Source organism: Roseateles sp. (assembly GCF_052436255.1).
Taxonomy (GTDB): domain Bacteria; phylum Pseudomonadota; class Gammaproteobacteria; order Burkholderiales; family Burkholderiaceae_C; genus Pelomonas.
The window spans coordinates 1-13,037 of sequence record NZ_JBQVNP010000146.1 but is presented as its reverse complement, the minus strand read 5'-3'; the positions used below and the strand labels follow the sequence as shown (position 1 = coordinate 13,037).

The 13,037-nt window shown below is 66.8% G+C and carries 9 protein-coding genes; all 9 read right to left on the bottom strand.

Features of this window, described 5'->3' with window-relative positions; genetic code table 11:
* Nucleotides 1–68: 68 nt before the first annotated feature.
* Complete coding sequence (gene thrS, locus ACT6S0_RS22750) at nt 69–1,976, bottom strand: threonine--tRNA ligase (protein ID WP_444766053.1); 1,908 nt, start codon at nt 1,974–1,976, stop codon at nt 69–71.
* A 177-nt stretch (nt 1,977–2,153) separates the two neighbouring features.
* Nucleotides 2,154–3,242: a patatin-like phospholipase family protein gene (locus tag ACT6S0_RS22745; RefSeq protein WP_444766052.1), complete on the bottom strand. Its 1,089-nt coding sequence runs from the start codon at nt 3,240–3,242 to the stop codon at nt 2,154–2,156.
* A 19-nt stretch (nt 3,243–3,261) separates the two neighbouring features.
* Entirely contained in the window at nt 3,262–5,499 is a 2,238-nt protein-coding gene (locus tag ACT6S0_RS22740) for a TonB-dependent receptor plug domain-containing protein (RefSeq protein ID WP_444766051.1), read from the bottom strand.
* A gap of 162 nt (nt 5,500–5,661) precedes the next feature.
* The gene (locus ACT6S0_RS22735) at nt 5,662–7,989 is read right to left on the bottom strand and encodes a Tex family protein (RefSeq protein ID WP_444766050.1); all 2,328 of its coding nucleotides are present in this window, start codon (nt 7,987–7,989) and stop codon (nt 5,662–5,664) included.
* A gap of 63 nt (nt 7,990–8,052) precedes the next feature.
* Nucleotides 8,053–9,315 carry a TIGR03862 family flavoprotein gene (locus ACT6S0_RS22730; protein WP_444766049.1) on the bottom strand — a complete coding sequence of 421 codons (1,263 nt, stop codon included), beginning with the start codon at nt 9,313–9,315 and terminating at the stop codon, nt 8,053–8,055.
* Between the two features lie 47 nt (nt 9,316–9,362).
* Complete coding sequence (locus ACT6S0_RS22725) at nt 9,363–10,874, bottom strand: MFS transporter (protein WP_444766048.1); 1,512 nt, start codon at nt 10,872–10,874, stop codon at nt 9,363–9,365.
* Nucleotides 10,875–11,161: 287 nt separating this feature from the next.
* Nucleotides 11,162–12,049: an SDR family oxidoreductase gene (locus ACT6S0_RS22720; protein WP_444766047.1), complete on the bottom strand. Its 888-nt coding sequence runs from the start codon at nt 12,047–12,049 to the stop codon at nt 11,162–11,164.
* Complete coding sequence (locus ACT6S0_RS22715; protein WP_444766046.1) at nt 12,046–12,498, bottom strand: GNAT family N-acetyltransferase; 453 nt, start codon at nt 12,496–12,498, stop codon at nt 12,046–12,048. The genes ACT6S0_RS22720 and ACT6S0_RS22715 overlap by 4 nt, the downstream gene beginning before the upstream one ends.
* Nucleotides 12,498–13,037 (bottom strand): zinc-binding dehydrogenase (locus ACT6S0_RS22710; protein ID WP_444766045.1); only part of this gene is annotated, 540 nt, incomplete at its 5' end. The genes ACT6S0_RS22710 and ACT6S0_RS22715, both read right to left, overlap by 1 nt.

The following is a 13,037-nucleotide window of genomic DNA, read 5'->3' as shown; positions in this document are numbered from 1 at the left end:
GTGTAGACCTTTCAAAGAGCCCCAAGGCGAAGGGCCCAAACAAAACAAATCGCGCCCGGCGGGCTGGTTCAGACCTTGTTGGTGATGTCTGCGGAGATCCGGTTGAGGAAGTCCTGCAGGGGCATCACGCCGAGATCCTGGTTGCCACGGGCGCGTACCGCAACGCTGCCATTCGCCTTTTCCTTGTCGCCTACGACGAGGATATACGGCAGCTTTTGCATGGAATGCTGGCGGATTTTATAGGTGATCTTCTCGTTGCGCAAATCTGCCGAGGCCCTAAGCCCTTGTTTTTGCAGCGATTTCACAATTTCAGACACGTAATCGGCCTGAGCGTCGGTGATATTGGCGACGACCACCTGCGTCGGCGCCAGCCAGGTGGGCAAAGCACCGGCGTGCTGCTCGATCAAAATGCCGATGAATCGCTCCAGGCTGCCGACGATGGCGCGGTGCAGCATGACGGGCGCTTTGTGCAGGCCGTCCTCATCGACGAACTCGGCGCCCAGGCGCACCGTCATGTTGAAGTCCACCTGCATGGTGCCGCACTGCCACTCACGGCCCAGGGCGTCCTTCAGCGTGTACTCGATCTTCGGGCCGTAGAAGGCGCCGTCTCCGGGCGCCAGGATGTAGTCCACGCCAGCGCGGCGCAGGCTTTCCATCAGCGCATGCTCGGCCTTGTCCCACAACTCGTCGGAGCCGATGCGCGCCTCTGGTCGCGTTGCGACCTTGTAGAGGATGTCGGTGAAGCCAAAGTCCTGGTAGACCTTCTGCAGCAGCTCGGTGTAGGCCACGCACTCGGGCAGGATCTGGTCCTCGGTGCAGAAGATGTGGCCGTCGTCTTGGGTGAAGGCGCGCACGCGCATGATGCCGTGCAGGCCGCCCGAGGGCTCGTTGCGGTGGCACTGGCCAAATTCGCCGTAGCGCAGCGGCAGGTCACGGTAGCTCTTCACGCCCTGCTTGAAGATCAGGATGTGGCCCGGGCAGTTCATCGGCTTGAGTGCGTACTCGCGCTTCTCGCTCTCGGTCGTGAACATGGCGTCCCGGTACTTCTCCCAGTGGCCGGACTTCTCCCACAGCGTGCGATCAACGATCTGCGGGCCCTTGACCTCCTGGTAGCCGTTGTCCTGGTAGACCCGGCGCATGTACTGCTCCACCTGTTGCCACAGCGTCCAGCCCTTGGGGTGCCAGAACACCGTGCCGGGCGACGCTTCCTCCATGTGGAACAGGTCCAACTCCTTGCCGAGCTTGCGGTGGTCGCGCTTCTCGGCTTCTTCCAGGCGGACAAGGTACTTCTGCAGGTCGTCCTTGCTCGCCCAGGCCGTGCCGTAGATGCGCTGCAGCATCTCGTTGCGGTGGTCGCCGCGCCAGTAGGCGCCGGCCACCTTCATCAGCTTGAAGTGCTTGAGCTTGCCCGTGCTGGGCACGTGGGGACCGCGGCAGAGGTCTTCGAAGGCACCTTCGGCGTAAAGAGAGACGTCCTGGTCGGCCGGGATGCTCTCGATGATCTCGGCCTTGTAGGCCTCGCCCATGGCCTTGAAGTGGGCCACGGCCTCGTCGCGCGGCAGCACGCGGCGCGAGACCTTCTCGTCCTTCTTGGCCAGCTCGGTCATCTTGGCTTCGATGGCGGCCAGGTCGTCGGGCGTGAACGGGCGCTTGTAGGCAAAGTCGTAGTAGAAGCCGTTCTCGATGACCGGGCCGATGGTGACCTGGGCTTCGGGGTAGAGCGACTTGACGGCATAGGCCAGCAGGTGGGCCGTCGAGTGGCGGATCAGATCCAGGCCGTCGGCGTCCTTATCGGTCACGATGGCGAGTTGCACGTCGTGGTCGATGACGTGGCTGAGGTCGACGACCTTGCCGTCGACCTTGCCGCCGAGGGCGGCCTTGGCCAGGCCGGCACCGATGCTGGCGGCGACGTCGCCGACGGACAGCGCGGCGGGGAACTCACGGCGGGAGCCGTCGGGGAGTTGAATCGAAATCATGGGGTGCTCCGGGAGCGAAAACAAAAAAGCGCGGCCACTTGCCGCGCTTGATTGGTGGAGTCCAAAGGACTGGCGTGACGAGCCGCGGCCGACTAGGTACCGGTGAAGGTGGTCGTAGTTCGCGGTGTCATAACCAGGGTGCCTTTCTCGCTCTTGTGAATGGAGGGAGCGGCGATTCTAAAGGGGCACAGCGGAAATCGAGTCGCGCTGGGCCAACGCGGCGAAGTCATCGGCCAGACGCTGGCTCTGCGCCACGGCGCTGCGCCAGCGGCGGCGGCGTTCGTCGGCGTCCAGCTTGATGAAGTCGTTGCGGTCGGGCAGCTTGGCGCCGGGCAGCGAGGCGATCCACTCCGCAGACGGGCACAGCAGCACGACGTTGTCGAGGAAGGCGGTCGAGCGGTGGCGGTGCTTCAAGGCCTTGTCCAGCCAGCCGGGCACGACCTGGCGCCGAAAATGGGGGTAGAGCACCAGCGGCGCCGTCGAGGCCTGCAGGGCGCGGTAGTCCAGATGCAGGTGGTAGTCGGTGATGCCGCCATCCCAGTAGGCCCCGCGCGGTGCGCCCGGCAGGTCGTGCTGGGCCTGCAGCCAGAAGGGGATGGAGCAGCTCGCCAGCAGCGCGCCGCGCAGGTTGGTGCGCGACAGATGCACCTCGCGGCTGCTGAAGTCATTGAGTTTCAGCGGCAGGCGGTCGCGCGGGTCGGAGAAGAGGACGCGTTCCAGAAAGCGACCGAGCAGCGGTCGCGACATGGCATTGGCCGCGAATGCGCCCAGGTAGCCGAGCGGCGTGCGCAGCCTGCCCTCGCGCGCAAGCAACCCGGCGCGCCCGCGTGAGGTGACGACATGCAGGCGCAACCGCGGGTGGGCCAGCACTTCGGCTTCGCGGTTCTCAAAGATCTCGCCCAGGATCTCGCCGAACCGCTTGCTGACGCCCTCCGGCCGCGGGCGCTTCTCGCCGGGCAGCACGTCGTATTCCTGCGTCACATAGGCCTCCGCCATCGTGTCGAAGGCAGGGCCGACATCGCGGTGGGCCAGCGCGGCGGTGGCCATGCGCCAGGCGCCGATGCTGGCACCGACAAGGTGGACGGTCTGGCGGCTTTGCGGTAGCCAGTCGCTGAAGATGAAGCGGTCCAGGCCGTTGAGGATCAGGCCCTTGGGGCCGCCTGCTGCGGCGGGGATGAGGCCGACGTCCTGGGCGCGCAGGCCGCGCTCGGCCAGGCGCGCTTTCGCTGCTGGTCCGGCATAGATCTGCAGGGCAGCCGAGCTCATGCCCGCAAGATAGCCGGGATCAGAACTTGTGTTCCCAGTTCACCGACCACCAAGGCACCGGCACGCGCTCGTTGATGCTGAAGTCCGCCTTGGTCGCATAGAAGACGCGGTTGCCCTGCTTGGGCTGGAAGAGGCCGTTGACGCTGACGCGCACGTTGTCTTGCTTGCCGACCTGCATCATCGCGAAGGCGTCCAGCGAGCGGGAGGCAAAGCTCTCCTGGCTCTGCACGTCGCTTTGCCGTACCTCGAAGTGCGGTGCGACCTGCGCGCTGAAACCCATGCTGATGGGCAGGCTCTTCATGCGGTAGTCGGCGCCAAAATTGAACTGCCAGGGCTGCTGACCTTCCAGGCGGTTGTTGGGGCCGGGGATGTCACCGACAGAAGAGCGGTAGAGGTTCAGCGAGGCGCGCAGGCTCAGCGCCGTCGTCGGCTCGAAGAGGCTCGGGAACAGCTCGCCCGCGCGGCCCTTGACCTCCAGCTCCAGGCCTTGTGTGGTCGCCTTGCTGAGGTTGACCTGCGTGATGACCCAGCGGTCCGTCGGCGCCCAGGGCACCGTCATCAGGCGCGCCTTGTCGGTGCGGATCAGGTTGGTGATGCGGCGGTGGAACATGCCCACCGACACCAGGCCGCCGGCCGGCAGATAGCGCTCGTAGGCGATGTCCAGGCCGGTGGCGAGCTCTGGCTTGAGTGCGGGGTTGCCGCTGCGGTCCGGCGTGGTTTCGGTGTTGCCCCGCTCGAGCGGGTCGTTGAGGTTGATGGACGGCCGGTTGATGAGCTGCTGGATGTCCGGCGCCTTGTAGCTGCGCGTCAGGCTGGCGCGCACGAGGTCGCGGCTCTTGGGGTCGGGCTTGAAGTTCAGGTGCAGCAGCGGCGTGGTGACCTTGCTGGTGCTCTGGAAGTCGCTGCTGCCCGCAAGGTCACGGCTGCCCTCGCTGGCCATCTTGATCTGTTCGTGGCGCACGCCGAAGTAGGCCGACCACTGCTTGTTGATCTCCCACTCGTCCTGCCCGTAGAAGGCTGTGCGCGTGATGGTGGCATTGAAAGGCTGGCCTTCGACGCCGGGCAGCAGCGGGGCACCGTTCTCGGTGGTGGTGCGCTTCTCGTCGCGCACGCGGCGCTCGATCTCGCTGCCCACCGTGACGGTGTGCGCCTCGCCGGCGTACTGGCTGTACTTGCCGCCGAGCGTGGTGTTGCGGTTCTTGTTGTCGCCCGAGGTGATGCGTTCGATGGGCTGGGGCGCGGAGCCGTTGCGGCCGTTGAAGGCGAAGCGGAAGTCGGCCCCGCCCGAGCCCGTGCCAGCGCGCAGCTCGACGCGACGGTCTTCGCCGAAGCGGTTGTTGTATTGCAGGTTGATTCGGTTGGCTGAGAAGGTGCCTCGGTTGCGCGTGGTCTCGTCGACGGTGCGGGGCACGTAGGCCGGGCTGCTGTCCGACAGTCGGGTGACGGTGTTCTTGCCCTCGTTGCGGAAGCGGTTCTGCACGAAGAAGCCTTGCAGGCTCAGCGTCTCGTCGTCGCCCAGCTTCCAGTTCAGTCGCGGCGAGATGTTGAAGCCGCGGCCATGGGCGCGGTCACGGCCTTCGTTGGTCACATGCTGGCGCAGCTGGGCGCCCGTCGGCGCGGCATTCGTGAGCCGTTCACCTTCCTGCTCATTGATGAAGTTCCACTGATAGACCGAGATCGGCAACACGAAGCCCACGCCGCCCACGACCCGGTCGCCATAGGTGAAGCCGGCGTTGATGACAGGCTTCTCGCTGGCGTAGTTGACGCCCAGGCGCAGGTCCTTCTGCACGACGCGAGGCGCGTCCTTCAGGATGATGTTGAGCGTGCCGGCGATGGCCTGTGCGCTCTGGTCGGCGGTGGGGGCCTTGCTGACCTCCAGGCGCTCGACCTGGGCGGGGTTGAGGTTGTCCAGGCTGAAGCCCGGCGGCGCCGGTTCGCCGTTGACGAGGATCTGCGTGTAGGCGCCGCCCAGGCCGCGCATGCGGAGCTGGCCGCCGGAGACGTTGATGCCGGGCAGGCGCTTGAGCACGTCGCTCAGTTGGGTGTCGCCGTACTTGTCCAGCTCATCGCGGCCGTACAGCTGCTTGGCCACGGGCTCGCGGCGGCGCAGGTCGGTGTCGGTCTGCTGGCGCGTCACGGAGACGCGCTCAAGCTGGTTGCCCTGCGTGGGCGCCGTGGCAGCGCGGTCGACCTCCTGCTGGGCCAGGACCAGGGCCGGACAAAGCAGAAGCAGGGAGGCGAGAGCGGGGGTTTTCAAGCGGTACTCCGGATGTTCGAGGCGGCGCGCACCATAGCGGCAGCGTTGTCGTGACGCAGCCTCGCTGCGATCAGTTGCGGGTTCAGGGGCATCAAGCGACGCCCTGCGGTGCGGGCCGCGATCATGGCAGCCAACCGTGTCAATGCCGAAGGTCAGTTCGGGTCAACGTTTCAGTTTGGCGAACGCCGCCGCCATCGCACCGCCGGCGGGAGCCTGCGAATCCTGCGCTTGGCGCGGACCACGTTCGTTGCGCGCGGCGGGGCGGAAGTTGTTGTCCGGCTTGGGCCCACGCGGGGCCTGCGCATCCAGCTTCATCGTCAGGGAAATGCGCTGGCGCGCCAGGTCCACCTCCAGCACCTTGACCTTGACGATGTCGCCGGTCTTGACCACCTCGCGCGCGTCGGTGACGAATTTGTTGGACAGCTGGCTGACGTGGATCAGCCCGTCCTGGTGCACGCCGAGGTCGACGAAGGCGCCGAACTGCGCGACGTTGCTGACCGTGCCTTCCAGCAGCATGCCGGGCTGCAGGTCCTTGACGTCCTCGACGCCGTCGTTGAAGCGCGCCACCTTGAAGTCGGGGCGCGGGTCGCGGCCGGGCTTCTCGAGCTCGGCCAGCACGTCCTTGACGGTGATGAGACCGAACCTCTCATCGGCCAGCAGCTCGGGCTTCAAGGTGCGCAGCACCTCGGCGCGGCCGATGACGTCGGCGGCCGGGCGCTTGAGCAACGCGAGAGCCTTCTCGACCAGCGGGTAGGTCTCGGGGTGGACACCGCTGAAGTCCAGCGGGTTGTCGCCGCCGCGGATGCGCAGAAAACCCGCAGCCTGCTCGAAGGTCTTGGGGCCCAGGCCCGTCACGTCCAGCAGCTGCTGGCGGCTGCGGAAGGCGCCGTTGGCGTCGCGCCAGCGCACGATGCTGCTGGCGACCGAGGCGGACAGGCCGGAGACCTTGGCCAGCAGTGCCTGCGAGGCGGTGTTCAGGTCCACGCCGACCTTGTTCACGCAGTCCTCGACGACCGCGTCCAGCGTGCGCGCCATCTCGCTCTGGTTGACGTCGTGCTGGTACTGGCCAACACCGATGCTCTTGGGGTCGATCTTGACCAGCTCGGCCAGCGGGTCCTGCAGGCGGCGCGCGATGGAGACGGCGCCGCGCAGGCTCACGTCCAGGTCGGGCAGTTCCTTGGACGCGAACTCCGAGGCCGAGTAGACCGACGCGCCGGCCTCGCTGACGACGACGCGCTCGACCTTCACATCAGCGTCCAGCGCCTGCAGCTTCTTGATCAGCTCGCCGGCCAGCTTGTCGGTCTCGCGGCTGGCGGTGCCGTTGCCGATGGCGATCAGGTTGACGCCATGCGTGGCGCAAAGCTTGGCCAGCGTGTGCAGCGAGCCGTCCCAGTCGCGGCGCGGTTCGTGCGGGTAGACGGTGGACGTGTCCAGCACGCGGCCGGTGTCGGAGACGACCGCCACCTTCACGCCGGTGCGGATGCCCGGGTCCAGGCCCATGACGACGCGCTTGCCGGCGGGGGCGGCCAGCAGCAGGTCGCGCAGGTTCTCGGCGAAGACCTTGATGGCGGTGGCTTCGGCCGACTCACGCAGGCGGGCGAACAGGTCGCGCTCCAGGCTGAGGCTCAGCTTGACCTTCCAGGTCCAGGCAATGGTCTTGCGAATCAGCGCGTCGCCCGGTCGGTTGGCGTGGCGCCAGCCAAGGTGGCTGGCGATGCGACCTTCCGCCAGCGTGGGCTGGCCGGCGATGACCTCCTCGTCGAGCACCAGCTTGGCATCCAGCAGCTCCAGCGTGCGGCCACGGAAGACGGCCAGCGCCCGGTGCGAGGGCACGTTGCGGATGGGCTCGGCGTAGTCGAAGTAGTCGCGGAACTTGGCGTGGTCCGGCGTGTCCGGGCTCTTGCCGTCCATCAGCCTGGACTGGAACAGGCCCACGTCCCATAGCCATTCGCGCAGCTTGCCCACCAGCACGGCGTCCTCGGCCCAGCGCTCGGCCAGCAGGTCGCGCACGCCGTCCAGCACCGCGTGGGGGTCGGCAAAGCCAGCCTCGGCGTTGATGAACTTCGCGGCCTCGGTCAGCGGCTCCAGCCTCGGGTCGGCAAACAGCTGGTCCGCCAGCGGCTCCAGCCCGGCCTCGCGGGCGATCAGACCCTTGGTGCGGCGCTTGACCTTGTAGGGCAGGTAGAGGTCTTCCAGCTCCTGTTTGGTCGGCGCGGTGCGGATGGCGGCTTCCAGCTCCGGCGTCAGCTTGCCCTGCTCGGCGATGGACTTGAGCACCGCCTCGCGTCGGTCGGCCAGCTCGCGCAGATAGCCCAGGCGCGCCTCCAGCTCGCGCAGCTGGATGTCATCCAGGCCGTCGGTGGCCTCCTTGCGGTAGCGGGCGATGAAGGGCACGGTGGCTCCGCCGTCCAGCAGGTCGACGGCGGCCTGCACCTGGGCGGGCCGAACCTTGAGTTCGGCGGCAATCTGGGAAACGATCAAGTGGCTCAAGACGGGGCTCGGGATGCAGGCGAAAAGCCGGCGATTTTCCCACAGGGGCGCAGCGCGGCGGCCTCAGCCTTGCGTGGCCAGCCAGGCCTGCAGGCCCTGCGCGGCGGCGCGACCGCTCGCGAAGCTGGCTGTCAGCAGATAGCCGCCTGTGGGCGCCTCCCAGTCCAGCATCTCGCCGGCCGCAAACACGCCGGGCAGGGCGCGCAACATCAGCCCGTCGGTCAGTGCCTCGAAGCGCACGCCGCCGGCGGTGCTGATGGCTTCGGCGACGGGGCGCGGCGCGTGCAACGTCAGCGGCAGATGCTTGAGCGCGGCGGCCAGGTGGCCTGGATCGAGCATCTGTTCGCGCGTCAGCAACTCGTGCAGCAGGCCGAGCTTGAGTGGGTTCAGGTGCAGGCGGCTCTTCAAGTGCGAGGACAACGAGCGGCTGCCGCGTGGGTGCTTCACCTCGGCGAGCACGCGGTCGGGCGCCAGTTGGGGCAGCAGGTCCAGATGCAGCACGGCTTGGCCGGCGCCCGCGATCTGGTCGCGCAGCTGGCGGCTTGCGGCGTAGACCAATGAACCCTCGATACCCGTGGCCGTGACGACGAACTCGCCCGCGCGCTTGGCAAACCCCGCCGCTTCAAGTGCAACTGGCTTGATGGGCTGGCCCGCGAACTCGGTGGCGAAGCGCTCGCTCCAGCCCGGGCCGCCGGGGTGGGCCGCAGTGGCGCCAACGTCGAAGCCGCAGTTGGCCGGTTGCAGCGGCGCGACGTCCACCCCGCGCGCCGCCAGCCAGGGGGCCCAGGCGCCGTCCGAGCCCAGCTGCGGCCACGATGCGCCACCCAAGGCCAGCAGGGTGGCGCGGGGTGTCACGCGGCGTTCGCCATCGGGCGTGTCGAAGCGCAATGCGCCGTCGTCCGTCCAGCCTGCCCAGCGGTGGCGCATTGCGAACTTGACGCCCGCCGCGCGCAGGCGATGCAGCCAGGCGCGCAGCAGCGGCGCCGCTTTCAAGTCCTTGGGAAAGACGCGGCCGGAGGTGCCGACGAAGGTCTCGACGCCCAGGCCGGCGGCCCAGGCGCGCAGTGCGTCGCCATCGAAGCTGCGCAGCAGCGGCTCGACCTGGGCGGCGCGCTCGCCGAAGCGGCCGTTGAAGGGTTCAAAGGGCTCGGAATGGGTCAGGTTGAGCCCGCCCTTGCCTGCCAGCAGGAACTTGCGGCCCACGCTGGGCTTGGCGTCGAAGACGGTGACCGTGTGGCCGGCAGCGGCCAGCACTTCGGCCGCCATCAGGCCGGCCGGGCCGCCGCCGATGAGGGCGATGTCGGCCTTGATATCTTGGGAATGCATGCCGGATTCTAGGAATCAGGGCCGGCAGCCCGGAGTGGTGCTGCCTGTCAGGCCCGGACCGTCGCCTTCGATCCCTCGGGCGCCAGCGGGTTGTTGCCCCAGCACTGCTCGTACTTCCAGCCGGTCAGCTCCTCAGCGACGGCGCGGGCTTCGGCAGGTGCGTCGGCGATGCGACCACCGGCCTTGATGCGGGCAATCTCTTGCAGCAGGAGCGCGTGGTTCTTGCGGTCCAGCTTCATCTGGTAGGTGTAGTAGACGCCGCCCAGGCCCAGGGCAATCACGCCCAGCGTGAAGATGCCGACGATGGCGTTGACGGCGGTGTCAGGCTGCGCGGCCTGACCCGACAGGAAGCCGAACTGGCCGAGCAGCCAGCCCATCGCAAAGACGATGATCGAGCGGGTGATCTTGCCGGCAAAGGTCATCGCACCGGCATAGATGCCTTCACGTCGACGGCCCGTCAGCACTTCGTCGACATCGGCCAGGAAGGTATAGACCGTCCAGGGGATGTAGTAGACGCCACCGGTGCCCAGGCCGAACACCGCCGTGATGGCGAACAGCGCGATGACGGTGGCCTCCTTGGACCAGCCGAGATAGAACAGCGCCGCATAGGCGAGCACGCTGCCGCAGACGACCAGCAGGGCAATCCGGTAGGGGCGTGCGAAACCAAACTTGATGCACAAACCGATGAAGGCCATGGTCGATATCAGCTGCATCACCGAGCTGAAACTATTCAGATAACCGACCGTGGCCTTGTCCTGGCCGATGGCGAAAATGATGAAGTAGGTGAATATCGAGGCAAACAGCCATTCCGCGCCGAAACCCAGCAAATACATGCCCAGGTGCTTGCGAAAAATCTTCAGGTGAAAGGTGGACAGCATGTCCTTGCACAGCTTCTTGAGGGCTTGCCAGAGGCTGCCGGCGCGCTCGTGCACCACCTCGTGCGCGGGCCGCTCCCAGGAGCTGACATACAGCGCCGCCATGGCGCCACACATGATGAGGGCGTAGATGATGCCGGTCAGCAGGAAGGGTGTGGCGGAATCCTTGCTGTAGACCAGGAAGAGCTGGGCCGGGATGAAGGCTGCCAGGAAGTTGGCCACCTTGCCGAACATGGCCTTGGAACCCGTGAGCTTGGAGCGCACGGCGAAATCGTCGGTCATCTCCGTGGCCAGGGTTTCATACGGCACCATGATCATGGTGTAAACCAGCTCGAAGAGGACGAACATGCTCAGGTAATACCAGAACCCGAAACCCTCCAGCCACATCAGCGGATAAATCAGGACCGCCGGAATGCCGACCAGGATGAAAAACCGGCGACGTCCGAACTTGCGGCCGAGACGCGTGTTGTAGAAGTTGTCGCTGACATACCCGATCACCGGATTGCTGATGGCGTCGATGATGTTGGCCACGGCGAAGATCGTGGCCGCCTCGACGACCGTCAGGCCACAGAACGTCGTATAGAAATACAGCAGCCACGCGGAGGCAATCGCCAGGGCGCCGCTGCCCAACAGGTTGGCACTGCCGTAGCTCAACGTGTGCCTCAACGTGATCGGTCTGCTCATGAATGCTGTCTCTTTTTAAAATGGAAGACAGTTTCAGTTTTTGTGGCCTGTCGTTCCGTGGGCGAGTATCCCATGTGCGGATGCTTCGAGGCCTGTCGTGAACCCTGAGCGCGCCCCGATCGGCGCTCGAATTTCAGCGCCGCCGGCGTTGGCGACGCGCGGCGCGGCCACAGGCGTCGTCGATCCGGCGCGCCTGCTTTCGGCGGGGTGGCGAAAGGAATCCGTATCGCCAGCGTGGCGCCAGCGGCGGGCGAGGCCGACCGATGGTCAGGGCCCGCCCGGCGGGTTCAATCGGCCCGCAGCTTGGTCCGCAGCGCCGCGCCGATCTCGGGCCGCTCGGCGAACGGGTCAGTCGGGTTGCGCAGCAGCATGACGTCTTCCAGCCGCGTCTGCACGCCGGCCAGCGCCTGCGGGTGGCTGAAGATGTAGAACTTGTGGTGGTCAACGGCGTCGAAGACCATCGCCGCCACATCGGCAGCGGTCAGCTTGCCCGAGGACACGGCCTTGTCGGTCTGCGCCTGGGAGATCAACTGGCTCTTGGTGGGCTTGCCGGCAGCGAACTCGCCGGGGCGGTTGCGGTGGCTCTGGCTGATGCCGGTGGGCACGAAGAAGGGGCAGAGCACCGACGCATGGACCTGGTCGGTGACGAGGGACAGGTCTTGATAAAGCGTCTCCGTCAGCGACACGACGGCATGCTTGGAGACGTTGTAGACGCCCATATTGGGCGGGTTCAGCATGCCGGCCATGGAGGCGGTGTTGACGATGTGGCCCGAGTAGCTCGGGTCGGCCTTGGCGGCGGCCAGCATCATGGGCGTGAACAGGCGCACGCCGTGCACGACGCCCATCAGGTTGACACCCAGGACCCACTCCCAATCGGCCAGCGAGTTCTCCCAGATCAGGCCGCCCGAGCCGACGCCGGCGTTGTTGAAGACGAAGTGCGGCGCCCCGAAGCGTGCCTGCACGGCGTCGGCCAGCGCCTGCATCGGGTCGGCCTTGGCGACGTCGACGACGCGGGCCAGCACGTCGACGGCGGTGAACTCTGCGGCAGCCTTGTCCAGCGCATCGGCCTGCACGTCAACGAGGACCAGGTTCATGCCGCGCGCTGCGGCGAGGCGGGCGGTTTCGAGACCAAAGCCGGAGCCGGCGCCGGTGATGACCGCAGTCTGCTTGCTCATTGAGAGTCCTCCTTGCGCATCTCCTGGTGGGGGATGCCGTCTTCCATGTAGGGCTCGCCGACGCGCACAAAGCCGAAGCTGGCGTAGAAGCGCTCCAGGTGCGCCTGCGCGTGCAGGGTGATCGCCTGACCGCGCCACCGCTGTTCGCATTGCGCGACAGCCTCGGTCATCAGCGCGCGACCGATGCCGCCGTGGCGTGCGGCGGGCGATGTGACGACACGGCCGATGAGGGCATCGGTCGACTTCAGCCCCGGCGGGATCAGCCGGGCATAGGCCTTGAGCACGCCTTCATCGCCGCTGCCAAGCAGGTGCAGCGTCTGCGGGTCCAGGCCGTCGATGTCGAGGAACACGCAGTTCTGCTCGACGACGAAGACCTGGGAGCGCAGGGCCAGTACGTCGTACAGCTGCTGCACGCTCAATTCGTCAAAGCGCAGGCAGGTCCAGCGCATCAGATCAGTTTGACGAGCTGCTTGCCGAAGTTCTTGCCCTTGAGCAGGCCGATGAAGGCTTGCGGTGCCGAGGCGATGCCCTCGGCGATGGATTCGCGGAACTTGAGCTTGCCGGTGGCGACCATGCCGCCCAGTTCCTTCAGCGCCTCGGGCCAGACTTCCATGTGCTCGGAAACGATGAAGCCCTCGACCTTCATGCGGTTGACGAGGATGAGCTGGGGCGCGGCCATCGGGATGGGCTGGCCGTCGTAGCCCGAGATCATGCCGCACATGGCCACGCGGCTGAAGGCGTTGGCGCGCAACAGCACGGCGTCGAGGATGTAGCCGCCCACGTTCTCGAAGTAGCCGTCGACGCCGCCCGGGCACTCGGCCTTCAGCGCCGCAGACAGCGAGCGCACGTCGGCGTGCTGCTTGTAGTCGATGCAGGCATCGAAGCCCAGCTCTTCGACGACGTAGCGGCATTTCTCAGTGCCGCCGGCAATACCTACCGCGCGGGCGCCGCGCGCCTTGGCGAGCTGGCCGACGACGCTGCCGACGGC

What these genes read in the sequence shown, in the direction of transcription:
- ACT6S0_RS22745 (WP_444766052.1), bottom strand. Translation starts at nt 3,242, where the DNA reads ATGAGCTCGGCTGCCCTGCAGATCTATGCCGGACCAGCAGCGAAAGCG.
- thrS (WP_444766053.1), bottom strand. Translation starts at nt 1,976, where the DNA reads ATGATTTCGATTCAACTCCCCGACGGCTCCCGCCGTGAGTTCCCCGCC.
- ACT6S0_RS22730 (WP_444766049.1), bottom strand. Translation starts at nt 9,315, where the DNA reads ATGCATTCCCAAGATATCAAGGCCGACATCGCCCTCATCGGCGGCGGC.
- ACT6S0_RS22725 (WP_444766048.1), bottom strand. Translation starts at nt 10,874, where the DNA reads ATGAGCAGACCGATCACGTTGAGGCACACGTTGAGCTACGGCAGTGCC.
- ACT6S0_RS22720 (WP_444766047.1), bottom strand. Translation starts at nt 12,049, where the DNA reads ATGAGCAAGCAGACTGCGGTCATCACCGGCGCCGGCTCCGGCTTTGGT.
- ACT6S0_RS22715 (WP_444766046.1), bottom strand. Translation starts at nt 12,498, where the DNA reads ATGCGCTGGACCTGCCTGCGCTTTGACGAATTGAGCGTGCAGCAGCTG.